This is a genomic window from Actinomadura sp. SCN-SB, assembly GCF_043906805.1.
Lineage (GTDB): Bacteria > Actinomycetota > Actinomycetes > Streptosporangiales > Streptosporangiaceae > Spirillospora.
Genome location: NZ_JBIMPP010000037.1, coordinates 1 through 21,245 on the forward strand (window position 1 = coordinate 1; position 21,245 = coordinate 21,245).

25 protein-coding genes and 1 pseudogene are annotated in these 21,245 nt (G+C 69.8%); 10 read left to right on the top strand and 16 right to left on the bottom strand.

Going from position 1 to position 21,245, the window contains the following annotated elements:
- The 6 genes and pseudogenes from ACGWYJ_RS22810 to ACGWYJ_RS22835 all read right to left on the bottom strand — a co-directional run.
- Nucleotides 1-196 (bottom strand): annotated as a pseudogene (locus ACGWYJ_RS22810) (ArsR/SmtB family transcription factor); the annotation flags it as partial.
- 107 nt (nucleotides 197-303) lie between these two features.
- Nucleotides 304-1,053, bottom strand: coding sequence for a response regulator transcription factor (locus ACGWYJ_RS22815; RefSeq protein WP_395108282.1), 750 nt, complete (start codon nucleotides 1,051-1,053; stop codon nucleotides 304-306).
- Nucleotides 1,054-1,071: 18 nt separating this feature from the next.
- Complete coding sequence (gene pstB / locus ACGWYJ_RS22820) at nucleotides 1,072-1,920, bottom strand: phosphate ABC transporter ATP-binding protein PstB (RefSeq protein WP_395108358.1); 849 nt, start codon at nucleotides 1,918-1,920, stop codon at nucleotides 1,072-1,074.
- 85 nt (nucleotides 1,921-2,005) lie between these two features.
- Entirely contained in the window at nucleotides 2,006-2,896 is an 891-nt protein-coding gene (gene pstA, locus ACGWYJ_RS22825; RefSeq protein WP_395108283.1) for a phosphate ABC transporter permease PstA, read from the bottom strand.
- Nucleotides 2,893-3,843 carry a phosphate ABC transporter permease subunit PstC gene (gene pstC / locus ACGWYJ_RS22830; protein WP_395108284.1) on the bottom strand — a complete coding sequence of 317 codons (951 nt, stop codon included), beginning with the start codon at nucleotides 3,841-3,843 and terminating at the stop codon, nucleotides 2,893-2,895. The genes pstA and pstC overlap by 4 nt, the downstream gene beginning before the upstream one ends.
- On the bottom strand, nucleotides 3,840-4,895 hold the full coding sequence (locus ACGWYJ_RS22835) for a PstS family phosphate ABC transporter substrate-binding protein (RefSeq protein ID WP_395108360.1): 1,056 nt from the start codon (nucleotides 4,893-4,895) through the stop codon (nucleotides 3,840-3,842). Before ACGWYJ_RS22835 ends, pstC begins: the two co-directional genes overlap by 4 nt.
- Nucleotides 4,896-5,352: 457 nt before the next feature.
- On the opposite strand from ACGWYJ_RS22835, the gene ACGWYJ_RS22840 reads away from it, so the two are divergent.
- Complete coding sequence (locus tag ACGWYJ_RS22840; RefSeq protein ID WP_395108285.1) at nucleotides 5,353-6,831, top strand: alkaline phosphatase PhoX; 1,479 nt, start codon at nucleotides 5,353-5,355, stop codon at nucleotides 6,829-6,831.
- A gap of 82 nt (nucleotides 6,832-6,913) precedes the next feature.
- On the opposite strand, the gene ACGWYJ_RS22845 is transcribed toward ACGWYJ_RS22840, so the two are convergent.
- The 4 genes from ACGWYJ_RS22845 to ACGWYJ_RS22860 form a co-directional block, all read right to left on the bottom strand.
- On the bottom strand, nucleotides 6,914-8,299 hold the full coding sequence (locus tag ACGWYJ_RS22845; RefSeq protein ID WP_395108286.1) for an FAD-dependent oxidoreductase: 1,386 nt from the start codon (nucleotides 8,297-8,299) through the stop codon (nucleotides 6,914-6,916).
- Between the two features lie 96 nt (nucleotides 8,300-8,395).
- Nucleotides 8,396-9,466, bottom strand: a complete 1,071-nt coding sequence (locus ACGWYJ_RS22850) for an ArsO family NAD(P)H-dependent flavin-containing monooxygenase (RefSeq protein ID WP_395108287.1) — start codon at nucleotides 9,464-9,466, stop codon at nucleotides 8,396-8,398.
- A gap of 35 nt (nucleotides 9,467-9,501) precedes the next feature.
- A complete protein-coding gene (arsB, locus tag ACGWYJ_RS22855; protein ID WP_395108288.1) occupies nucleotides 9,502-10,623 on the bottom strand; it encodes an ACR3 family arsenite efflux transporter in 1,122 nt (373 codons plus the stop codon).
- Nucleotides 10,620-10,934 (bottom strand): ArsR/SmtB family transcription factor, encoded by a 315-nt coding sequence (locus tag ACGWYJ_RS22860; protein ID WP_395108289.1) that lies wholly within the window; start codon nucleotides 10,932-10,934, stop codon nucleotides 10,620-10,622. The genes arsB and ACGWYJ_RS22860 overlap by 4 nt, the downstream gene beginning before the upstream one ends.
- A 59-nt stretch (nucleotides 10,935-10,993) precedes the next feature.
- On the opposite strand from ACGWYJ_RS22860, the gene ACGWYJ_RS22865 reads away from it, so the two are divergent.
- The 4 genes from ACGWYJ_RS22865 (at nucleotide 10,994) to ACGWYJ_RS22880 (ending at nucleotide 13,410) form a co-directional block, all read left to right on the top strand.
- Nucleotides 10,994-11,659, top strand: coding sequence for a three-helix bundle dimerization domain-containing protein (locus ACGWYJ_RS22865; RefSeq protein WP_395108290.1), 666 nt, complete (start codon nucleotides 10,994-10,996; stop codon nucleotides 11,657-11,659).
- A 23-nt stretch (nucleotides 11,660-11,682) separates the two neighbouring features.
- A complete protein-coding gene (locus ACGWYJ_RS22870) occupies nucleotides 11,683-12,090 on the top strand; it encodes an arsenate reductase ArsC (protein ID WP_395108291.1) in 408 nt (135 codons plus the stop codon).
- 81 nt (nucleotides 12,091-12,171) lie between these two features.
- Nucleotides 12,172-12,975 (top strand): aminoglycoside 3'-phosphotransferase, encoded by an 804-nt coding sequence (locus ACGWYJ_RS22875; protein ID WP_395108292.1) that lies wholly within the window; start codon nucleotides 12,172-12,174, stop codon nucleotides 12,973-12,975.
- Nucleotides 12,976-13,125: 150 nt separating this feature from the next.
- Nucleotides 13,126-13,410, top strand: coding sequence for a hypothetical protein (locus ACGWYJ_RS22880; RefSeq protein ID WP_395108293.1), 285 nt, complete (start codon nucleotides 13,126-13,128; stop codon nucleotides 13,408-13,410).
- Here the strand turns inward: ACGWYJ_RS22880 and ACGWYJ_RS22885 are convergent.
- Complete coding sequence (locus ACGWYJ_RS22885; RefSeq protein WP_395108294.1) at nucleotides 13,370-13,816, bottom strand: ArsR/SmtB family transcription factor; 447 nt, start codon at nucleotides 13,814-13,816, stop codon at nucleotides 13,370-13,372. The genes ACGWYJ_RS22880 and ACGWYJ_RS22885 overlap by 41 nt on opposite strands.
- Nucleotides 13,817-13,945: 129 nt before the next feature.
- Here ACGWYJ_RS22885 and merA point away from each other — a divergent pair, with 129 nt between their 5' ends.
- The 5 genes from merA (at nucleotide 13,946) to ACGWYJ_RS22910 (ending at nucleotide 18,600) form a co-directional block, all read left to right on the top strand.
- Nucleotides 13,946-15,367, top strand: a complete 1,422-nt coding sequence (gene merA, locus ACGWYJ_RS22890) for a mercury(II) reductase (protein WP_395108295.1) — start codon at nucleotides 13,946-13,948, stop codon at nucleotides 15,365-15,367.
- On the top strand, nucleotides 15,364-15,906 hold the full coding sequence (locus ACGWYJ_RS22895) for a MerR family transcriptional regulator (RefSeq protein ID WP_395108296.1): 543 nt from the start codon (nucleotides 15,364-15,366) through the stop codon (nucleotides 15,904-15,906). Before merA ends, ACGWYJ_RS22895 begins: the two co-directional genes overlap by 4 nt.
- Before the next feature lie 85 nt (nucleotides 15,907-15,991).
- Entirely contained in the window at nucleotides 15,992-16,726 is a 735-nt protein-coding gene (gene merB, locus ACGWYJ_RS22900) for an organomercurial lyase (RefSeq protein ID WP_395108297.1), read from the top strand.
- A gap of 107 nt (nucleotides 16,727-16,833) precedes the next feature.
- On the top strand, nucleotides 16,834-17,481 hold the full coding sequence (gene merB / locus ACGWYJ_RS22905) for an organomercurial lyase MerB (protein ID WP_395108298.1): 648 nt from the start codon (nucleotides 16,834-16,836) through the stop codon (nucleotides 17,479-17,481).
- A 207-nt stretch (nucleotides 17,482-17,688) separates the two neighbouring features.
- Entirely contained in the window at nucleotides 17,689-18,600 is a 912-nt protein-coding gene (locus tag ACGWYJ_RS22910) for a Clp protease N-terminal domain-containing protein (RefSeq protein ID WP_395108299.1), read from the top strand.
- 128 nt (nucleotides 18,601-18,728) lie between these two features.
- On the opposite strand, the gene ACGWYJ_RS22915 is transcribed toward ACGWYJ_RS22910, so the two are convergent.
- From ACGWYJ_RS22915 to ACGWYJ_RS22935, 5 genes are all read right to left on the bottom strand, one after another.
- Nucleotides 18,729-19,064 (bottom strand): YnfA family protein, encoded by a 336-nt coding sequence (locus tag ACGWYJ_RS22915; RefSeq protein ID WP_395108300.1) that lies wholly within the window; start codon nucleotides 19,062-19,064, stop codon nucleotides 18,729-18,731.
- Nucleotides 19,065-19,573: 509 nt separating this feature from the next.
- Nucleotides 19,574-19,942 (bottom strand): hypothetical protein, encoded by a 369-nt coding sequence (locus tag ACGWYJ_RS22920; RefSeq protein ID WP_395108301.1) that lies wholly within the window; start codon nucleotides 19,940-19,942, stop codon nucleotides 19,574-19,576.
- Entirely contained in the window at nucleotides 19,939-20,364 is a 426-nt protein-coding gene (locus ACGWYJ_RS22925; protein ID WP_395108361.1) for an ester cyclase, read from the bottom strand. The genes ACGWYJ_RS22920 and ACGWYJ_RS22925 overlap by 4 nt, the downstream gene beginning before the upstream one ends.
- Nucleotides 20,358-20,864, bottom strand: coding sequence for a MerR family transcriptional regulator (locus tag ACGWYJ_RS22930; protein WP_395108302.1), 507 nt, complete (start codon nucleotides 20,862-20,864; stop codon nucleotides 20,358-20,360). Before ACGWYJ_RS22930 ends, ACGWYJ_RS22925 begins: the two co-directional genes overlap by 7 nt.
- Nucleotides 20,854-21,228, bottom strand: a complete 375-nt coding sequence (locus ACGWYJ_RS22935) for a rhodanese-like domain-containing protein (RefSeq protein ID WP_395108303.1) — start codon at nucleotides 21,226-21,228, stop codon at nucleotides 20,854-20,856. The genes ACGWYJ_RS22930 and ACGWYJ_RS22935 overlap by 11 nt, the downstream gene beginning before the upstream one ends.
- Nucleotides 21,229-21,245: the final 17 nt, after the last annotated feature.

Sequence of the window (21,245 nt, forward strand, 5' to 3'; positions counted from 1 at the left end):
GTGCGGGGATGATGGTGTACCAGGCCGAGCTGCCGCGCTCGTCCCGGGCGATCAGGCCAGCGTCGGTGAGGACCTTCAGCTGGTGGCTCACCGTGGGCTGGGTCAGGCCGAGCGGCGCGGTGAGGTCGCAAACGCAGGCCTCGCCGCCGGGGCTGGCGTGCAGCATGCTGAGCGGTTGGAGGCGGGTTGAGTCGGCGACCGCTTTGAGTTAGGTGTCGATGACCGGTGTGCAGGCCGGTGATCTGGGCGGTTGATGTCGGTCACCGGGCCAACCTCAGAGGGCGACGCTCACGAGGTCAGAGGTCAGTCGGTCTTGGCCGCGAGGCGGTAGCCGACGCCGCGGACGGTGAGGATGATCTTGGGGTTCTCCTGGTCGTCGCCGAGCTTCTCGCGGAGCCTGCGGATGTGCACCGAGATGGTGTTGGTGATGACCTTCTCGCTCTTCCAGACGTGGTTCTGGATCTGCTGGCGGCTGATGACCCGGTCGGCGTTGATCATCATGTAGTGCAGCAGCTCGAACTCGCGCAGCGGGAGGTGGACTGGCCTGCCGTGGACGCGGACGATGTGGGCGGAGGGATCCAGCTCGATGGGGCCGCAGGTCAGGATGGGCCCCGTTGAACCGGAGTCGGGTGAGATGACGGCTCCGGCCTGGATGCCCTGGATCAGGGGGAGCAGTTCGGGGAGCCGGTAGGGGCGTGCGACGCAGACGGTGGCTCCGGCCGCCAGGGCCTTCATCGCCTCGGCGGCGTCATCGGCGCCGACGCCGAGGATGACCGGAGTCGGCAGGCTCTGGCGGACGGCGCGTACGAAGGTCACCGGGTCGACGGACGGGATGCCGGCCGCGATGAGCACGATGTCGGGGTGTAGCGCGCCGGTGCGCAGCAGTGCCTCGGCGCCGTCGGTACTGACGGTTACCTCGACGCCGCGTCCGGACAGGGCGAGCACGAGTTCCCGGCCCAGCTTCTCGTCGGGGTCGGCGACCAGGAGTAGCGGGACGTGGGCGCGCTCGGGCAACGTGGGAAGGCTGGCCACCCGGGTGGCCCGTTCGTTCACGTCGGAGGGAGTCCTTCCTTACCCGAAGCGCCCGGTGATGTAGGCCTCGGTGCGCTTGTCGGAGGGGGTGGTGAAGATCTGTGTGGTCTTGTCGTACTCGATCAGGCGCCCGTGCCGGACGCCCTTGGGGTCGACCTCGGCGGTGAGGAAGGCGGTGCGGTCGGAGACCCGGGCGGCCTGCTGCATGTTGTGCGTGACGATGATGATCGTGTACGCGCGGGCCAGGGTTTTCATCAGGTCTTCGATCTTGGCGGTGGCGATCGGGTCCAGCGCCGAGCACGGCTCGTCCATCAGGATCACCTCGGGCTTGACCGCGATGGTGCGGGCGATGCACAGCCGCTGCTGCTGCCCTCCGGACAGGGCCAAGGCGTTCTCCTTGAGCTTGTCCTTGACCTCGTCCCACAGCGCGGACTGGACGAGGGCCTCTTCGACGATGTCGTCCAGGCCGCGGCGGACGCCGTTGACGCGGGGGCCGTAGGCGATGTTGTCGTAGATGGACTTGGGGAACGGGTTGGGCTTCTGGAACACCATCCCGATCCGGCGCCGCACCTCGATCGGGTCGACGTCGTCGCCGTAGAGGTCCTCGCCGTGGTAGGCGATCTTTCCCGCCACCCGGGTGTCGGGGATGAGGTCGTTCATCCGGTTGAAGCAGCGCAGCACGGTGCTCTTGCCGCAGCCGGACGGGCCGATCATGGCGGTGATCTGCCGGTGCCCGATGGACATCGTGACGTCGCGGACGGCCTGGTAGTCGCCGTAGTAGACGCTGAGGTCGGACACCTCGAACACCGGGTCGACCAGATCGGGAGCCTCACGCAGGGGGTCGTAGTGGACCTTCTGCACGGGACGGTCGTCGTCCAGGTCGCCCATGTAGTCCTCGTAGTCCTCGAAGGGCTCGTTGGGCTGCTTGTCGGTCACGGCCACGCTCCGGCTCGGTTATCGGTCATCTTCTTGTTCACCAGCGTTTCTGGTACCGATTGCGCACCCAGATCGCCACCGAGTTCATCAGCAGCAGGATGACCAGCAGGATCACGATGGCCGCGGAGGCCAGGGTGTGGAACTCGGCCTCGGGCTGTTTGATCCAGTTGAAGATCTGGATGGGCAGCACGGTGTAGGAGTCGGTGATCGACTCGGGGTTGAAGGTGATGTGGGTGACGGCGCCGAGCAGCAGCAGCGGCGCGGCCTCGCCGATCGCCCTGGACAGGGCGAGGATCGTCCCGGTGGCGATGCCGGGCACGGCCGCGGGCAGCACCTGGCGGCTGATGGTCTGCCACTGGGTGGCGCCCAGCGCCAGCGAGCCCTGCCGGATCGAGCCCGGCACGGCCCTGATCGCCTCCCGTGCCGCGATGATCACCACGGGCAGCACCAGCAGGGACAGGGTCAGTGCCGCGGTCAGCAGGGTGCGGCCCAGGCCGAGGCCGCGGGCCAGGATGCCCAGGCCGAGGATGCCGTACACGATGGAGGGGACCGCCGCCAGGTTCTGGATGTTCAGCTCGATCATCCGGTTCCACCAGCGTTCCCGGTTGGCGTACTCCTCCAGGTAGATCGCCGTGGCCACGCCGATCGGCACGCAGAACACGCCGGTCAGGGCGATGACGTAGATGGTGCCGACGATCGCCGACTGCGCGCCGGCGCGCTCGGGATACAGGCGGGAGGGGAAGTTGGTCCACAGCCGCGAGTCGAGTCGTCCCCAGCCCTCGATCAGGACATAGGTGAGGAGGGTGGCCAGGAACGCCACCGCGATGACGAGGCTGACGAGCAGGATGATCCGGAAGATCGGCTCGAGCGGCCGGGAGCGGCCCTGGAGAGCGGGAGTGGCCGGGCTCTTTTGCAGGGTGGTCGTCACTCGTAGACCTCCCGGTATTTGCGGACCAGGCGGATGCTGAGGGCGTTCATCGCGAAGGTCAGCAGGAACAGCAGCGCGCCGACGGCGAAGATCGTGGTGTAGTCGAACGAGGAGACCGGCAGGTCGCCCTCGCCGGCCTGGGCGATGTAGCCGGTCATGGTCTGCATCCCGTGCAGCGGGTTCCAGGTCAGGTCGGGCCGGTTCCCGGACGCGATCGCGACGATCATCGTCTCGCCGACCGCGCGGGAGATGGCCAGCACGACGGCGGCGACGATGCCCGACAGCGCGGCGGGCAGCACCACCCGTACCGCCACGATCCGCTTGGTGGAGCCCAGCGCGTACGCGCCCTGGCGCAGCGAGTGGGGGACGGCGGCCATGGCGTCCTCCGACAGCGACGCCACCGTCGGGATGATCATCACGCCCATCACGAGCCCGGCCGACAGCGCGTTGAAGACCTCGGGACCGTCCCCGAACGGCCAGTTGTCCTGGAGGAGTGGGGTGAGGAAGGACAGGGCGAAGAACCCGTACACCACGGTGGGGATCCCGGCCAGCACCTCCAGCACCGGCTTGAAGATCGAGCGGACCCTGGGCCTGGCGTACTCCGACAGGTAGATCGCCGCGGCCAGCCCGAGCGGCACCGCCACCGCAACGGCGATCACAGTGGTCAGGAGTGTGGCACCTATGAGCGGCAGCACTCCGTAGGAGGGCGGGTTGAACAGCGCGCTCCACTCGGTGCCGGTGAGGAACTCCCAGACCCCGACCCGTCCGAAGAACCGCAGCGTGGGAGGGACCAGCGAGATCACGATGCCGATCGTGGTGGCCACCGACACCAGCGCCGAGATCAGCAGCAGCACCCGGATGACCGCTTCCCCGTAGCGGGGACGCCGCCGCCGCAGGGACCCGCCAGGGATCCCCGCGGCCGACGGCGCCGAGGTTGCGGATTTCACTGACCGGCCTGCTGCTTCAGCGTCGCCAGCGCCTGCTTGAGCTTGCCGTCCTGCGTCGGGTTCAGCGGCACGAACTTAGCCCGCTTGGCGATGTCGGCGTTCTTGGTGACATAGAACTCCACGAACGCCAGCACCTCGGGCCGCTTCAGCGACGCGGCGGACGGATAGATGAACAGCGGGCGTGACAGTGGCTTGTAGGTGCCGTTCTGCGCGGTCTGCACGCTCGGGGCGACGCAGCCGTCACCGCTGTTGATCTGGACGGCCTTCAGCTTGGAGGCGTTCTCCTCGAAGTAGGAGAAGCCGAAGTAGCCCAGCCCGCCCTTGGATCCCGACACCCCCTGCACCGTGACGTTGTCGTCCTCGCTGGGGGAGTAGTCCTTGCGGCTGGCGCCCTCCTCGCCGTTGATAGCGTCGGTGAAGTAGTCGAACGTCCCGGAGTCGGTACCGGCACCGAACAGCTTCAGCGGCTCGTTGGGGAACTTGGGGTCGACCTGGCTCCAGTTGTTGACCTTGGAGTTCGGCTCCCAGATCTTCTTGAGCTGCTCCACCGTCAGGCACTGCGCCCAGGTGTTGTCCTTGTGCACCACCACGGTGAGCGCGTCGTTGGCGACCTGGAACTCCGAGTACTGGATGCCCTTCTGCTGGCATGCCTTCTTCTCGTCGTCCTCGATGGCGCGGGAGGCGTCCTGGATGTCGGTCTCGCCGGCGCAGAACTTCTCGAACCCGCCGCCGGTGCCCGACGTGCCGACCGGGATCTGCACCCGCGCCTGCTCCTCCTTGAACAGCTCGGAGGCCACCGTGCTCAGCGGCGCCACCGTGCTCGATCCGTCGATCTTGATCGTGCCGCGCAGCTCTTCGCCGTTGCCTCCGCCTCCACCCTCGTCGGAACCGCCGCCGCACGCTGCCAGGGCCGCGACCAGGGTCATCGCAGCCGTCGTGGCCAGCGTCGCCCTACGCATTGGGAAGCTCACCGTCGTTGTCCCTTGTTTCTCGTGTCGGCCCGCAGCCGCACCCGCCGCCGCGGGAAGTCGCCGCTGCCCGGCGGCGACCATGTCCAACACATAGAAATCCGTCCATATGAACGGCCGATGAACGGAGGGAGATCGCCCCAAAAAATATCGATCTCTGTCTATCAGTGCACTACAACGATCTTTGCGAGCCTTGTCCAGGCGCAGGTCAGGTGCTTGGCCCGCCCTTCCGGCCGCCAACGCGACCTCAAGGGCCTCACCTTGCCGTGACCCCTGCACCGCGCGTGGGCGTGAAGTCAGGGTGCCTTCCCCGAGGTGGACGGAGTCGGTGATCACCTGGGCTTTCTCGCCGCATCGGCCCTGGAGACCTCGATGCCGGCAGGCGATGCGCCGGTCACGCGTCACGGCCGCCCGGCGTCCGCGTTCACCTTGCAGTTAAGGGTCGGCAATCAGGCCGACACTCATCCAACATATCGACGTACATCTATATCCGCCAGGATCGGCGATCGTCTCGCCCCGACACCCGAGAGGTAGATATGCGATGACGCAGCTCGATCGCAGGGGATTCCTGGCCACCGCAGGCGGAACCGTGGCCGCGGGTCTGGCGCTGCAGACCCTCAGCTCGCACGCAGCCTGGGCTGAGGCCGGGCGGCCTCACCATCATGGGCGCTCGGGGTACGGGCCGTTGCGCCGCGTGCGCTCCAGCAACACCGGGGAAGAACTGCTGGCGCTTCCCGAGGGCTTCACCTACACGGTGTTCGGCGCGACCGGCGCCCCCATGAGCGATGGAGTGGCCACTCCCATCGCCCATGACGGGATGGCGGCCTTCCACGGGACGCACAAAGGTACCGTCCGGCTGATCCGCAACCATGAGGTGCGCACCGGCCCCGGCAGCGCCACCGGCCGCGTTCTGGTCCCCGGCTCGGCCCGCTACGACGAGCTGGGCGTGGCCGGCACCACGACCCTGGAGGTCGACCCGGAGACCGGGCGGGTGCTGGAGCATTTCATCAGCCTCAACGGCACCATCGTCAACTGCGCCGGCGGCATGATGCTGCACGGGCGCGGCTGGCTGACCTGCGAGGAGACCACAGCCGGGCCGAAGCAGGGCTGGCAGCGAAAGCACGGCTACGTCTATGAGGTCCCGCTGCGCGGCCCGCGTCCGGGACGCCCGGTCAACGCCCCGCCACTCAAGGCGATGGGCCGCTTCTCCCACGAAGCGGTCGCCGTCGACCCGCGCACCGGCTACGTCTATGAGACCGAGGACGACTCCGGCAAGCCCAACGGCTTCTACCGGTTCCGTCCGCGTAACCGCCACGACCTGTCGGCCGGCGGCATCCTGGAGATGCTCAAAATCGTGGACCGGCCCGGATACGACACCCGGGAAGGGCAGCGGGTCAAGGCCCGGCTGCCGGTGGAATGGGTCCGCATCGACGATCCCGATCCCGATCTGGAAAACGGCGCCGCCACCTGCACCCAGCAGGGACTGGCCGACGGGGGCGCCAAGTTCAACCGCCTGGAAGGCTGCTGGTACGGCGAGGGCAGCATCTACTTCAACTCCACCAGCGGCGGCGACGCCAAGAACGGCGACGCACCCAACGCCGACGGGTTCCGCGAGGGCTACGGGCAGGTCTGGCGCTACATCCCCAACAGCAAGGGCAGGGGCGTGCTGGTGCTGGTGTACGAGTCGCCGGGACGCAAGATGCTCGACTCCCCCGACAACCTCACCTTCACCCCGCGTGGCGGGATCATCTTATGTGAGGACGACGCCTCCGACGCCGACGCCGACCCGCATCCGCTGGCCCCGGGTTTTGAGAACGTCAACCGGCTTATCGGTCTCGACCCCGGCGGCGAGCCGTTCGAGTTCGCCGTCAACATCACCGACGACAGCGAGTTCGCCGGTGCCTGCTTCAGTCCCGACGGCTCCACCCTGTTCGCCAACACACTCGGCTCCACCAGCGGCCTCACCCCGCCGGGACGTACCTACGCCATCCGCGGCCCGTGGCGCCGCGGCCCCCTGTAGGTCCCGGCCGTTCCCTCCGTAGAAGGTGCCCGGCGTCCGGGCCTCGCCGATCCAGCGCGGTGCCCGGACGCCCGGCACTCCATCAGCGGCGGTCGGCTGCCGCTCTCGTCCAGGCTTGGGCGGAGTGCTGGAGCGCGTCCCAGGGGCTGCCCAGCGGCGGCGTGTACGACAGGTCCAGGTCGTTGATGTCCTCGACCGTGATTCCGGCATGGATGCCGGTGGCCAGCACATCGATGCGCTTGGCGATCTCCGCGCCCACCATGCCCACCAGTTGAGCACCCAGCAGCCGTCCGGAGTCCAGGTCCCCGGTCAGCCGGATCCGGATCGGGCTGGCACCCGGGTAGTAGGCCTTGTGGTCATCGGCGACGGTCTCCACGGTGAACGGCTCGTAGCCCGCCTGGCGGGCTTGTCCATCACGCAGTCCCGTTGCCGCGACGACCCGGTCGAACACCTTGACCGCCTGCGTGCCGAGCACTCCGGCGAAGGCCCGCTCGCCTCCGGCCGCGTTCTCACCGGCCACCCGTCCCTGCTTGTGCGCCGTCGACCCCAGCGGCATGTACGTCGGCTCGGCCAGCAGCCGGTGATGGGTGTGCACGCAATCCCCTGCGGCGTACACCCCGGGAAGGTTGGTGCGCATATTCACATCCACTGCGATCGCGCCACGCACCCCGAGCGTGATCCCCGCGTCGGCCGCCAGCGCGGTGTCGGGCCGTACCCCGGTGACCACCAGCAACAGGTCGGTCGCATGGGTCCGACCATTGGAGGTGACCAGCCGCAAGCCGTCCCGGTAGCGTTCGACGCCCTTGACCGCGACACCGGTCACCAGCTCGACACCCTGCCCGGTCAGCACCGCCCCTACCGGCACGGCGAGCTCGGCGTCCAGGGTGTTGGGCAGGACCTGGTCGAGCTGCTCGATCACCGTCACGCGCAACCCTCGCTCGACCAGGGCCTCGGCCATCTCCATCCCGATATAGCCGGCACCGACGATTACCGCGGACCGGGCAGGCCCACGCTCCAACCGCTGCTCCAGCCGCTCAGTGAGCGCGAACGTGTCGCCCATGGTGTGCAGGACATGCACGCCATCACTGGTGCCCAGGTCATCGAGGCCGTCGATGGGCGGCCGTACCGGCACCGCCCCGGTCCCGATCACCAGCCGGTCGTAGGGAGTGACGGCCGGGTCGCCGCCCGCACTCCGGCTGGTGACCGTGCGCGCGGAAGGGTCGATGGCGGTCACGGTCTCCTCCAGCCGCAGCCGCAGGCCCGCCCGCTCCAGATCGTCTCGAGTGCGGTGCGCCAGCGACCGCCAGTCGGGGACCTGACCGGAGACGTGATAGGGAATCCCGCAGATCGAGAAGTTGGGGTAGGCGTCCGCCACGAACAGCGTCGCCTCGGCATCGGTGCCGACCTCTACCGCCCGCAGCCCAGCGCTGATCCCGGCATCACTGCCCCCGATGATGGCCAGCTTCATCTCGCCTGCCCTCCCCCTGAAGACACAAGAAAGCGCCCTCGACCAGCTCGCGGTCTCTTCACGCGCCAGCCGCAGCGCGCTGACGCGAACTCCGGGTCAACCTGCCGCGCGTACACGGTGAACAGGGCGAGCGCCCAGGTCGCGAGCGATGACGTCGACAGCGTCGCGGGCGTTCATCCCCGCGCCGATGAGCGTGGCCGAGGCTGGTCCGGTCCAGTCGCCGTAGCCGACCAAGTGGAGGCGCGGCTCTCCAATCGCCCGCGTCGCCGCCACCGGGATGTGACCCTGCCGGTCACCCAGGCGCAACGGTGCCAGATGGCGGAGAGCTGGACGGAACCCGGTGCACCAGATGATGACGTCGCAATCCAGGTGTGCTCCGTCCGGCCAGCCGACCCCCGTCTTGGTGAGGTGGCCGAACAAAGGCCGGGCCTTGAGCACACCTCGATCCCTCGCTGCCCGCACGGGCCGCACCGCGACGATGTCACCCAGGCCCGCCACTCCCCCGTCACCGCTGCCGTCGCCGTTCAGCAACGCGGCCCGGCGGCGCGTGGCAATGTCGAACAAGGCCCGGCCATCGACATGGTCAGGCAGCAGCCGCGGCGGACGCCGCGTCACCCAGGTGACGTGGGTGCCCAGGAGGCCGGACAGGTCCGCCAGGATCTGGGCGGCGGAGTTGCCCCCGCCGACGATGACGACGCGCCGTCCCCGGAGCTCGTCCGGGGTGCGGTACTCGACGGTGTGCAGCTGGCGTCCCTGGAAGGCGGCGCGGCCCGGGTAGTGCGGTAGATAGGGCTGCCACCAGGTTCCAGTCGCACTGATCACACGCTTGGCCAGCCACGAACCTTGACCGGTGTCGACACGCAACCGCGCGCCGCCGCGATGAACGCCCTCGACCTGGACGGGACGATGCACCGGGAGCTCGTAGCGCTTCTCATAAGCGGTGAGGTAGTCGACCACGTGGATGGCCGAGGGATACTCCGTGCCGGTGGCGGGCATCGGCCAGCCGGGCAGCGAACTGTGCTGGGCCGGAGAGAACAGGCGCAACGACTCCCAGCCGTGCAGCCACGCACCACCGGGGTCGTCCTGGGCGTCCAGGATCACGAAGTCCAGCCCGGTACGGCGCAGGTAGAACCCTGCGGCCAGCCCGGCCTGCCCACCGCCGATCACTACGACGTCGGTTAGCCCGGGTGCGCGGGGCGAGGTCACGACGCGCCGACTGATTCAGGGACGGAGACTGCCATGCGGCGGCGTAGCCACAGCGCCACGTACACCAGCGCCACCAGGACGGGGACCTCGATGAGCGGGCCGACGACCCCGGCCAGCGCCTGCCCGGAGGTGACGCCCCACATCGCCACGGCGACCGCGATGGCCAGTTCGAAGTTGTTGCCCGCCGCGGTGAAGGCGACGGTGGCGGTGCGGTCGTAGTCGAGACCGGCCCGGCGCGAAGCCCAGAACGCGATCGTCCACATGAGCGCGAAGTAGACCAGCAGCGGCAACGCGATCCGGGCCACGCTGAGCGGCTCGGCAGTGATCGTCTCCCCCTGCAAGGCGAACATCACCACGACGGTGAACAGCAGCCCGTACAGCGCGATCGGGCCGATCTTGGGCAGGAACCGCTCCTCGTAGCGTTCGCGCCCGGTGCGGGCGATGCCGATCCGGCGGGTGAGGTACCCGGCCAGCAGCGGGATGCCCAGGAAGATCAGGACGGCGCTGGTGATGCCCCGGGTCGAGAAGTGCACATCCTGGGTGTCGAGCCCGAGCCAGCCCGGCAGGATCTTCAGGTAGAAGGTGCCGAGCAGGGCGTAGCCGGCGATCTGGAACAGCGAGTTGACCGCGACCAGCAGCGCGGCGGCCTGGCGGTCGCCGCCCGCCAGGTCGTTCCAGATCAGCACCATGGCGATGCACCGGGCCAGGCCGACCACGATCAGCCCGGTGCGGAAGGCGGGCTCATCCGGCAGGAACGTCCAGGCCAGGACGAACATCAGCGCGGGGCCGAGCACCCAGTTCAGCAGCAGCGACAGCCACAGCATGCGGCGGTCGCGGGCCAGGTGGCCGATCTCCTCGTACCGGACCTTGGCCAGCACCGGGTACATCATCAGCAGCAGCCCGGCCGCGATCGGAAGCGAGGTCCCGCCCACCTTGACCGCCTCCAGCCAGTCCTGGACGTCGGGGACCCAGCGGCCCAGGCCCAGCCCGAGCGCCATCGCGACCGCGATCCACACCGGCAGGAAGCGGTCCAGCCTCGACATCCGGGCCAGCACCGGCGCGGCCACCGGATCCGCTTGGGCGGCCTCGCCGGTGATGGACGTGCTGCCCTGGGTCATGTGCAGGCCCTTCTGATGTCCTGGGTACGGGTGGCGCGCGCCGCGGCGGCCAGTTCGGCGTAGTGGGCGGCCACTGCCTCGATCGGTTCCGGGCGCAGCCGGTAGTAGGTGAAGCGGCCGTGCGGTTCGGTGTCGACGAGCCCCGCCTCGCGCAACGCGCGCAGGTGGTTGGAGACGTTGGTCTGCCTGGCGCCGGTCTCGGCGACCAGGTGGCAGGTGCACAGTGCCTCGCGGGACAGCAGGTCCACGATGCGGGCGCGGAGCGGGTCGGACAGCAGCCGGATCACATCACTGCCGGATGACATCACCATGAGCTGATACATTAGCCGCGACGCTTCCGCTGGACAAGTGAGGCGATGAGCGGCGCCGGGTGGTGATCGAGATGTTCCACGAAGAGTTCTACGGCCGTACCGAGCCGCTGCTGGAGCGTATCTGCCGCGAGCTTGCGCTGCGCTTCGACGGGACGCTGAGCCCCGAGACCGTCGAGCGCTTCGTTGGCGAGTGCCACCGGTTGCTGGCCCAGAAGTCGCGGCTACGACGCCACCTGCCGCTGCTGACCGAACGCTTCGCCCGCGAGCGGCTGACCGCCCTCGCGCAGTCGCAAGGGTTGATCATGCGTGAGGTCCCCGAGGTCCTGTACGTGTGCGCTCGCAACGCGGGCCGCTCCCAGATGGCCGCCGCCCTCACCGTTCACCACGCCGCCGGCCGGGTCCATGTCCGGACTGCGGGCACCGCACCCGCACACCACGTGGACCCCGTCATCATCGAGGCCATGGCCGAGATCGGGATCGATCTGGGCGGCGCGTTCCCCAAGCCGCTGACCGACGAGGTCGTGGCCGCTGCCGACGTGGTGGTTACCATGGGCTGCGGTGACGCCTGCCCGATCTACCCGGCCACCCGTTACCTGGACTGGAACATCGCCGACCCGGAGGGCGCCCCCATCGAACGAGTCCGGGCGATCCGCGATCACGTCGGCGAACGCGTCCGCGAGCTGCTGTCCGAGCTTCCCGGCACCGCACCCCAGTCCATCGGCTAGATCATCCGGTTGAAAGGAACCACGTGCCCGACAAGCCCAGCGTGCTGTTCGTCTGCGTGCACAACGCCGGCCGCTCCCAGATGGCCGCCGCCTACCTGACCCACCTGGCAGGCCACACGGTCGAGGTCCGCTCGGCCGGCTCCGAGCCGGCCGACACGGTCAATCCCGCCGTGGTCGCCGCGATGGCCGAGGAGGGCATCGACATCTCCGAGGAGACGCCCAAGGTGCTGACCGTGGACGCCGTCCAGGCCTCCGATGTGGTGATCACGATGGGCTGCGGCGACACCTGCCCGGTCTTCCCCGGCAAGCGCTACCTGGACTGGACGCTCGACGACCCCGCCGGGCAGGGCCTCGACGCCGTCCGTCCCATCCGCGACGAGATCCGCAAGCGCGTCGAGAACCTGATCCGCGAGCTCGACCAAGCCGCCTGAATACCCCCAGACAACTCGGACTCTGCCGCTGATCCGGGTCAGTACCGTCCGGCTCCTCCCTGTGCGGGCACCCTGGGATCCATGACCGGTGAGTCCTCTGCTGCCGAGGTACGGGTTCCCCCAGCCGTCCGCGCCGCCGCGCACGGTCGTGCGATCCGCGTGGTCTGGGTCAACGAGATCGGCGGCATCACCTTCCAGCTCGGCCAAGGACGTGGCCGCCGGTTCGCCAAATGGGCGCCTGTTGGCAGCGGCATCGACCTGACCGCGGAGGCCGCGCGGACGGCCTGGGCAGTGCAGTTCGTGTCCGTGCCACAGATCCTGCGGCAGGGCGCCGACGAGGAGGGCAGCTGGCTGGTCACCGCAGGGTTGCCGGGCCGCAACACGATCGCGGACCGGTGGAGGCGCCACCCTGCCGCGGCTGTGCAGGCGATCGGCTCGGGACTGCCCGCCTTCCACGACGGCCTCCCGGTCGCCGGTTGCCCATTCTCCTGGTCGGCCATAGACCGGCTCGCCGATGCCCGCCGCCGCGCGCCCGCCGGCCTGATCGATCCGGCACGGTGGGACCCCGAGCACCAGGCGATCGGCTCCCTCGAGGAGGTCCTGGACCTGCTCACCGATCCGCCCCCGATCGGCAAGCTGGTGGTCTGCCACGGGGACACCTGCTCCCTCAACACCCTGCTCACCGACGACGGGTGCGTTAGCGGCCACGTCGACCTGGGCTTGCTCGGCATCGCTGACCGGTGGGCCGATCTGGCGATCGCTGCCTGGAGCACCCGGTGGAACTATGGCCCGGGCTGGGAACAGCCGCTTCTGGACGCCTACGGCATCAGCAACGACCCGCACCGTATCCGCTACCACCGCCTGCTTTGGGAGTTGGATCCCTGATCTGGCAGCTCAGGCGTGGGGCCGATGGTCGGACCGGATCCCAGACCTGGGAGATTTCGCGGCAGGAGAACACGTTGGCCGCTGTGCACGGGCACGCGTCCAACTTCACAAGAAAGCCGGTCTCGCGTGCCGCCGCACCAGTTGGGACCCGTGGTCGCCGAAGCGTCGGGACGCTGGCGTGACAGCCGAGGCGACAGCTACCTGGGCATCGACGACTACTTCTTCCTGCGGGTTGCCGAGCTGGCGGTGGACACCTCCGGTCAGACAGACGACGAACGCGCCACACTCTTGGGATATCGCTGGTGGGCGCTGCCGGAGCTTCAGAGCACCGCAGAGATCGTGCTTCCGTTGGAGCTTTCTGGGCTGATGCAGCGTTTGCTGGATGGCGGCATCCCTACCGAACCGGTGGTCCTGCCATGGTGGAGTGGGACCTGATGCCCGGCGATCCGACCTGCTCGGCCTCGTTATCGGGGTCGGTGGCTAGGGAGATCCGGGGGCAGCAGGCCAGGGCGATGGCGTTGTCGGCGGCCAGGGCGCGGGCCAGCACGACCAGGTCGGCGACGCGGGGGTCGCCGACCGAGTAACGCAGTCTCTTGCCGTCACGGCGGGCGGTGACGTAGCCGCAGTCGACCAGGCATGACAAGTGCACCGACACCCGGGGCTGGGAGATGCCGGCGTGAGCGACGCAGTCGGCGGAGGTGCGCTCACCGCCGAGGATGAATTCCAGCAGTTTCAGCCGGGTGGGGTCGGCCAGGGCACGGAAGAACCTGGCGACGGTGTCGGTGTGCGTACAGTCGCCGACCGGGCCATCGCCGCGGTCAGGGGCGGGTGCCTGATTCACGAGATCCTTCCACCTTCTGCTATTCGCTTATCCGCATAGTATGATGCCAGCCTGTTATTCGGCAAAGCGCATAGAAATGTGGTCTCGGGGCCGGCTCCGGCCGGCGCGGACGCCGGGAAGGTGCAGCTCATGGATGCTGCGGAGGCCAGGTACGACCTGGCGGTGATCGGGTCGGGCGGGGCGGCGTTCGCCGCAGCGATCGCGGCCCGCGACAAGGGCGCCTCAGTGGTCATGATCGAGCGTGGCACCGTGGGCGGCACATGCGTGAACACCGGGTGCGTGCCCTCCAAGGCGCTGCTGGCCGCCGCCAAGGCCCGGCAGGTGGCCCTAGCCCAGCCCTTCCCCGGGGTCGCCACCCAGGCGGGCACGGTGGACGTCGGTGCGCTGATCGGCGGCAAGGCTGCCCTGGTTCAGCGGTTGCGAGCAGGCAAGTACATCGAGCTGGCCGCCGAGTACGGCTGGGAGATCGTGCACGGCCAGGCCCGGTTCGCCCCCGGCCCGGTTCTTCAGGTCACCGGGGACGGCGGACAGGTGCGGCGGATCGAAGCCGGGCAGTATCTGGTGGCCACCGGGTCGGCGCCCTGGGCACCGCCGATCGCCGGCCTGGCCGGGGCCGGATATCTGACCTCGGCCACCGCGATGGAGCTGACCGAACTCCCGCACTCGCTGCTGGTGCTGGGCGGAGGCTACGTCGGCCTGGAGCAGGCCCAGTTGTTCGCCCGCCTGGACAGCCGGGTGAGTGTGGTCACCCGCTCCCGGCTGGCCTCACGGGAGGAACCGGAGATCTCTGCTGCCCTGCAGGGGGTGTTCGCCGATGAGGGCATCGGCGTGCACACCGACGCCACCGTCACCGCCGCCCGCCGCACCCGCACTGGTCTCGTCCTGAGCGTGGCGCGCGATGGGCAGGTGGCCGAGCTGGCCGCCGAGCGGCTGCTGGTGGCCACCGGCCGCCGCCCGGTCACCGCCGGGATGAACCTGGAGGCCGTCGGGGTCAAGACCGGCCCGGGTGGTGAGATCGTGGTCGATGAGCAACTGCGGACTGGTAACGAGCGGATTTGGGCCGCCGGTGATGTGACCGGGCATCCGCAGTTCGTCTACGTCGCCGCCGCACACGGCACGCTGGCCGCCGACAACGCCCTGGACGGCGCGGGCCGGACCTTGGACTATGCGACGTTGCCGCGGATCACCTTCACCTCCCCGACGATCGCAGCCGCCGGGCTCACCGAAGCTCAGGCCCTGGCGCAGGGCCGAGTGTGCGAATGCAGGGTGCTGCCGCTGGACAACGTCCCCCGCGCGTTGGTCGACCGCGACGCCCGTGGGCTGGTCAAACTCGTCGCCGACGCCGGCACCGGACGGCTGTTGGGCGCGCACGTGCTGGCCGAGGGCGCCGGTGATGTGATCGCCGCCGCGGTGTACGCGCTCGCCGGGCGGATGAGCGTGCAGCAGATCGCCGGCCTGTGGCATCCGTACCTGACTATGGCCGAGGCGCTGAAGCTGGCCGCACAGACCTATACCCGCGACGTGACCAAGCTGTCGTGCTGCGCCTCATGACCGGCCACATCAACGGCCACATCGACGGCCACACGAACGAGTCGGCGCTCGCGCGACGGCCGGGAGTGATGACGATCGGGGACCTGGCGGCGGCGACCGGAGTTCCGGTCAAAACGCTGCGCCGCCAGCAGGACATGGGCCTGATCTGCACCCTGGGCCGCAGCCCGGCGGGGTACCGGCTGTTCGACCAGACAGCGCTGGGCTGTGTGGCGGTGATCCGCAACCTGCGTTCGCTCGGGCTGACCGAGACCGAGATCCAGTCCCTGATCACCAGCTTCGACGCCGGGGGCAGGCTGCTCGGCCCGCCACTGGCCACGATGCTTCGGCGGGCGCGGGCCCGCGCCCAGGCCCGCATCAGCGAGCTGCAGCAACTACAGCAGCGCATCGCCGACTTCGAACGCCTCCACCACCACGCCCTGACCGGCCAGCCCGGGGCCGCCCACCCCTGGCCCTGGCAGCCCAACCCCGACACCTGCTGCCACGACCACCCCGGCGACGAGCGCCACGGCGACGGGCCGCAGCACCGGAAACAGGCTTGACCCTGCCACCGGTGGCAGACCTTAGCGTCGCGGTGAGCTGGTCAACGGCCAATCACTCAGCGACACGCAGCGAAGGGAGCCCAGCATGACCACCGCTTCGCCCCGCCGACCCGACGGCGCCGCCGACAGTGCCAGTACCGATGCGTTCGAGGACAACTGGCGCACCATGTTCACCCAGCATCGCCACCTGTTCGACCTGATCCAAGCCGTGATCGCGCTGACCGCCGCCGGAGACCACCCGGCCCCGGTCCCGCAGCTGGCCGCCGCGCTGCACCGCACCCCCGACGACACCCGGCGCCTGATCGACACCACCACCGCCGGGGTCTCGACCTGGGGACGCATCTGGCATGACGGCCAGCACGCCCACCTGGACATGGCCGCCCCCTCCACTCCGCGCTACCAGTACCGCATCGGGCAGCGCACGATCGGTGTCAGCGGCTGCGCACCCGACACCTTCCTGGTCGCGCAGGCACTCGACCAACCGCTGCGCGTCCAGTCCACCTGCCCGGTCACCGCAGCTCCCATCACCGTGGACTTCTCGCCCACGGGGCTGGTCGAGGCCGACCCGGCCGACACGGTGGTCGCGCTGATCGACCCTGCGGCCACCCCCGGCACGATCCTGGTCGCCAGCCAGCAGCTCGACCCCGCCGCCGTCGACCGCGACGCCTGCAGCCAGCAGCCGTTCTTCGCCAGCGCCGAAGCCTCCAGGGCCTGGCGCGAGACCCACCCCACCGGCCGTGTCCTGCCAGTCGCCGACCTGAACGCCTGGTGGCGGCGGCTTCGCGCGGAAACCACCGCCGTGCCCGCCCCGGCCAGCTGAGTCCTGCTGCCCTGCGGGGTGCCCGGCACGCCGGGCACCCCGCATCAGCGGACCGGACTCCCCGGTCCCGACCGACAATGCCGAACCACCCACCAGGAAGAGCCAACATGACCAGCCCGACCCCACCCGAGCCGTCACTGGACGGTCTCTTCCGCACCGAAACCGACAGCGCGCTGAACTGGATGGGCCTACCGCTGCTACGGTTGCTGGCCCGCGGCTGGCCGGTGACGATGGAGGAGCTGGCGGGCGTCACTGGCCGTCCCGTCGAGCAGGTCCGCGCCGCGCTGGCCGGCCAGGGCGACATCGAATACGACGACCAGGGCCAGATCGTCGGCAACGGCATCACCCTGCGCCCGACCCCGTATCGCTTCATAATCGACGGCATTCTGCTGTTCACCTGGTGCGCGCTGGACACCCTGGTCTTCCCCACCCTGCTCGGCCGAGCCGCGGACGTCGAATCCGCCTGCCACGCCACCGGCGCCCCAGTGCGTCTGCACGTCGAACCCGACCACCTCACCGCCGTCGAGCCCGCCACCACCGTCGTCTCCCTGCTCACCCCCGCCGACCGCACGTCGATCCGATCATCGTTCTGCAACCAGGTGCACTTCTTCGCCAACCCCGGCGCCGCCGCCACGTGGCTGCGTGAGCACCCCGGCGCCAGCGTCCTGCCCGTCGCCCAAGCCCAACGGCAGGCCCGGCCACTGATCCAGAGCCTGCCGCTGGCCGGCGGCCAGGACGAGTGCTCCTGCTGCTAGACCACCGCCCAAAGCACCTCACTGAACGGTGCTGCCAACGTCGGCGCCTGAAGATGACGGCGCCTGGCGATGACATGGCAAGGCCCTGTCACGCACCAAGCTGCCAGGCGTCAAGCCAGCTACGCCGAACCGCGTCGCCGCCCTCGGCCGCGCCCCAGGCGACAACCCAGCCTTGTCATTGCGAAGGCGACAACCTACTGTTGTCACATGGACGGCCACACATGGAGCCGAGATCGCCTCATCGCGGCGGTAACCGAACGGGCGGGCAGCGATGATCCGCTGGTGCTGCTGGAGACCGCCGTCGCCTTCGCCGCCGAGGCAGGTGAGACCACCGATGCGGTGGTGGATCACTTTGTCGGCCAGGCCCGCCGGCAGGGGCTGTCCTGGACCGTGATCGGAGCACGGCTGGGGGTCTCCAAACAGGCCGCCCGGCAGAAGTTCGCCGACCGGATCGTCATCCCGGCCACCGCCGACGCCGAAGCGCTCGGCACGGGCGATGTCACGATCGCCCCCAAGCTGGCCGAATGCCTGCGGGCGGCCCAGGCCGAAGCCGACTCCGACGACAGCCTGCCCAGCAGCCACCACCTCCTGGCGGGATTGCTGCACGCCGGGATCGCCGCCGGCGTGCTGGACAAGGTCGGCGTCACGCGCGAGAAGATCCGCCAGTCCGGCGCCCGGCTGTTCGAACCCGCCACCGCCGAGGGCCCGGACGGCAGCCGGCGCCGGGTGGTCGGCGACGGCGCCGCCGACAACCACCTGGCCATCGCCCGCCACATCGCCGCCCGCCGCGGGCAGAACCAGGTCCGCACCGAGCACCTTCTGTTCGCGCTGGCCACCGACGAGGCCGGATCGGCCCGCCGGGTCCTGGACGACCTCGGCGCCGACCTCACCGCGATCAAGAAGGAACTCAACGAGGTCATCCCGCCGTTCCCCCGCCGCCGGCGCCCCCGCCAGCGCAAGCACCGGTGCGACCCCCGCGACCGGGCATGCGCCTTCTGCGGCTGCACCGCCCCGGGCCGTCCCATGGTCGCCGGTCCCGGCCTGTGGATCTGCGCCGACTGCGTCGCCTTGGCCACCAGCATCCTGGCTGACGGCGACCTCGCCCGCCACGCCTGGTGACCTCACCGAGTCTCGTCAGCGGAGCCACCGGCGCGCGAGCCCTCGCCCCCGAGCCGACCCGTGTGCGCAGCCCTTCTGCCATTCGAGCCGACGGTGAGCTGGACCAGAGCAGGCTGCGGGAGGCTGGATCAGCCGCCGCGCGGGACGTACATGATGACAGCGACGCCGATCAGGCAGATCAGGGCACCGGTGATGTCCCAGCGGTCGGGACGGAATCCGTCCGCGACCATGCCCCAGGCCAGGGAGCCGGCGACGAAGACACCGCCGTAGGCGGCCAGGATGCGGCCGAAGTTGGCGTCGGGTTGGAGGGTGGCGACGAACCCGTAGACGCCGAGTGCGATGATCCCGGCACCGATCCAGATCCAGCCGCGGTGTTCGCGGACTCCTTGCCACACCAGCCAGGCGCCGCCGATCTCGGCGAGTGCGGCGAGCACGAACAGGGCGATGGAACGGGCGATAAGCATGCAGGCGACTACCTTCGAGTCTTGTTGGCAGGCTGTCGATCGGGTGACGCCATGCGCCTGTGAGTCGAGCTGGCCGATTCAGCCGGCCGGCACCGATGGAGAGCCGTCGATGTGGCAGGGCCGGGGTGGCCGGTGCGTAGGACGGGTTCCAGGAAGTGGCGGGCCGGATCGCAGAAGACGGGCCGGTCAGGTAGCGCATCCAGGTGGCGCACGCCTCGGGCAGCGTGGCGGTGAGGGCCTGCAACCCGCGATGCCGTGTTCCGCCTGGCGGATCTGCCCGGTGAGCTTGGGCCGCAGCCGGGCGGGGATCCTCGGTGCAGGTGCTGCGTCGGCTGACAGCACGGCGCCGACGTAAAACCGCGGCGTGCTGGCAGGGGACACCAGCGCGCACGGCCAATTGAGACATCCGCATCGTGCTCACGGCACCGACCCTAAACCGGAGAGCCGACATGGAAGGTCGACTGTCCCCGCCCGTTGCGGCCGCCTCGTGTAAGGGGCGGCGGCGCGCTCTAGCGAACGCTGGCCGGCGAGGTTGAGCAGGAGCACCCGTCCGCACAGCCGCCCCCGGCGGCGTCCTGGCCGTCGGTACGGCAGGTGCGGCGGCGGCTGCGGTAGACGGCCCAGCCGAAGGTGGCTGCGGCGGCGATCGCCAGGGCGGCCGCGATCTGGGGCATCGCCGCGGCAAGGGCGGTGGCCGCACCGCCGCCGATCAGCCCGGCGGCGATCAGTGCGGGCAGCGCGCAGCAAGCCACGCAGGCCAGCGCGGCCAGGCCGGCCAGTCCGGTGCCTGTGCGCTTGCTGGTCCGCCCGGCAGCATCCACGGCGCTGGACTCGGTGCTGGGCGTGGTGGCCCCTTCGGTGCGGTGGCGGCGGGTCATGAGCGTGTCTCCATCGCGTCGGGGGACGGTGCGGGTAGGCCGAGTTGCTGCAGGCGGGTCAGGGTGTCCTCCAATGTCCAGGCCTCAACAATGCGGCCGTCGGCCAGCCGGTAGATGCCGACCTCGTCGATGCCGGTGAAGCGGCGGCCTGTGGGCGAATGGCCGCGCCAGGTACCGGTGTGGGTGCCCGAGCAGGTGAACCGGCCCACCACCGTCACCTCCCCCACGGCACCGGGTGCGGGTTCGGCGATCAGCTCGACGATGTCCATGTGCACGTCGGGGAACGCCTCCCGGAACGCACCGATCCAGCCGCGGACCCGATCGGCCAGCGCGGGCACGTACAGCCGGTCGACCAGTTCCAGGTGCCCGCCGTTGATGACCTCGGTCACCAACCGCCGCACCATCTGCTTGCCGGTCAGCATCCGCACCCCGCCCCACCGCACCCGGCCGTGCCGCCCATGCTGTACCGCCCGTCGGTGGCCGGTCGATCGGCCAGGTCGGTGAACGGCAGTGGGCAGTCCTGTTCGGCGGCGCAGGCGACCAGGTCGTCGCATCCGGCCGCCAGGGCTTGACGCAGCGTGTCCGCGATGACCCGCAGATCGGTGATCTTGGCTTCGACTTCGGTGAGCTTGGCGCGTGCCCGGGCCTGCAGCCGGGTGTCGGGCCCGCGGTGCCGGTGCGTCCCGGCCTCCAGCAGCTCGGCCACCTCGTCCAAGGTGAAACCGAGGCGTTGGGCAGCCTTGATCACCCTGAGCAGGGTGACCGTCTCGGGCGAGTAGGTACGGTGCCCACCGGGGCTGCGCTGCGGCTCGGCGATCAGGCCGCGCCGCTCGTAGTAGCGCAAGGTCTGGATGTTGACGCCTGCCAGCTCGGCGACCTGCCCGGTGCGCAGGAACGACGCCCTGATCGGCTCATGCAGCATGATGGCCTTCCTTGCCGGCCGTTCCGTCCGCCGGGTGGGTCCGGCGGCCTTCGAAGGCGAGCCCGGCCTCGGCCCAGTCCTGCTTACCGCCGGTGTAGACACGCACGTCGTGGTACCCGAGCCGAGCGAACGCCTCCGCAGTGCTCTTCGAGCGATTGCAGTACGGGCCCGAGCAGTACACCACCACCACGTTCTGGCGATCGGGTGCCAGTCGGGCGGCCAGCTCCGCGTCGATCGGGCCGGGCGCGTTGCGAGCGCCGGGTAGATGCTCGGCAGCGTAGGAGTCGGGCGGCAACGCCTCGATCAACTGCACCGTGCCGGCCTGCAGCAGCGCCAGCAGTTCCTGGCGAGTGATGGGATCCATCAGGTTCTCCCGGGTTG

Bases quoted from the DNA above. Each gene is read 5' to 3' on its own strand.
- pstB (WP_395108358.1), bottom strand. From the start codon at position 1,920: ATGGGCGACCTGGACGACGACCGTCCCGTGCAGAAGGTCCACTACGAC.
- ACGWYJ_RS22835 (WP_395108360.1), bottom strand. From the start codon at position 4,895: ATGGTCGCCGCCGGGCAGCGGCGACTTCCCGCGGCGGCGGGTGCGGCT.
- ACGWYJ_RS22840 (WP_395108285.1), top strand. From the start codon at position 5,353: ATGACGCAGCTCGATCGCAGGGGATTCCTGGCCACCGCAGGCGGAACC.
- ACGWYJ_RS22845 (WP_395108286.1), bottom strand. From the start codon at position 8,299: ATGAAGCTGGCCATCATCGGGGGCAGTGATGCCGGGATCAGCGCTGGG.
- arsB (WP_395108288.1), bottom strand. From the start codon at position 10,623: ATGACCCAGGGCAGCACGTCCATCACCGGCGAGGCCGCCCAAGCGGAT.
- ACGWYJ_RS22860 (WP_395108289.1), bottom strand. From the start codon at position 10,934: ATGGTGATGTCATCCGGCAGTGATGTGATCCGGCTGCTGTCCGACCCG.
- ACGWYJ_RS22875 (WP_395108292.1), top strand. From the start codon at position 12,172: ATGACCGGTGAGTCCTCTGCTGCCGAGGTACGGGTTCCCCCAGCCGTC.
- merA (WP_395108295.1), top strand. From the start codon at position 13,946: ATGGATGCTGCGGAGGCCAGGTACGACCTGGCGGTGATCGGGTCGGGC.
- ACGWYJ_RS22895 (WP_395108296.1), top strand. From the start codon at position 15,364: ATGACCGGCCACATCAACGGCCACATCGACGGCCACACGAACGAGTCG.
- merB (WP_395108297.1), top strand. From the start codon at position 15,992: ATGACCACCGCTTCGCCCCGCCGACCCGACGGCGCCGCCGACAGTGCC.
- merB (WP_395108298.1), top strand. From the start codon at position 16,834: ATGACCAGCCCGACCCCACCCGAGCCGTCACTGGACGGTCTCTTCCGC.
- ACGWYJ_RS22910 (WP_395108299.1), top strand. From the start codon at position 17,689: ATGGACGGCCACACATGGAGCCGAGATCGCCTCATCGCGGCGGTAACC.
- ACGWYJ_RS22915 (WP_395108300.1), bottom strand. From the start codon at position 19,064: ATGCTTATCGCCCGTTCCATCGCCCTGTTCGTGCTCGCCGCACTCGCC.
- ACGWYJ_RS22920 (WP_395108301.1), bottom strand. From the start codon at position 19,942: ATGACCCGCCGCCACCGCACCGAAGGGGCCACCACGCCCAGCACCGAG.
- ACGWYJ_RS22925 (WP_395108361.1), bottom strand. From the start codon at position 20,364: ATGCTGACCGGCAAGCAGATGGTGCGGCGGTTGGTGACCGAGGTCATC.
- ACGWYJ_RS22930 (WP_395108302.1), bottom strand. From the start codon at position 20,864: ATGCTGCATGAGCCGATCAGGGCGTCGTTCCTGCGCACCGGGCAGGTC.
- ACGWYJ_RS22935 (WP_395108303.1), bottom strand. From the start codon at position 21,228: ATGGATCCCATCACTCGCCAGGAACTGCTGGCGCTGCTGCAGGCCGGC.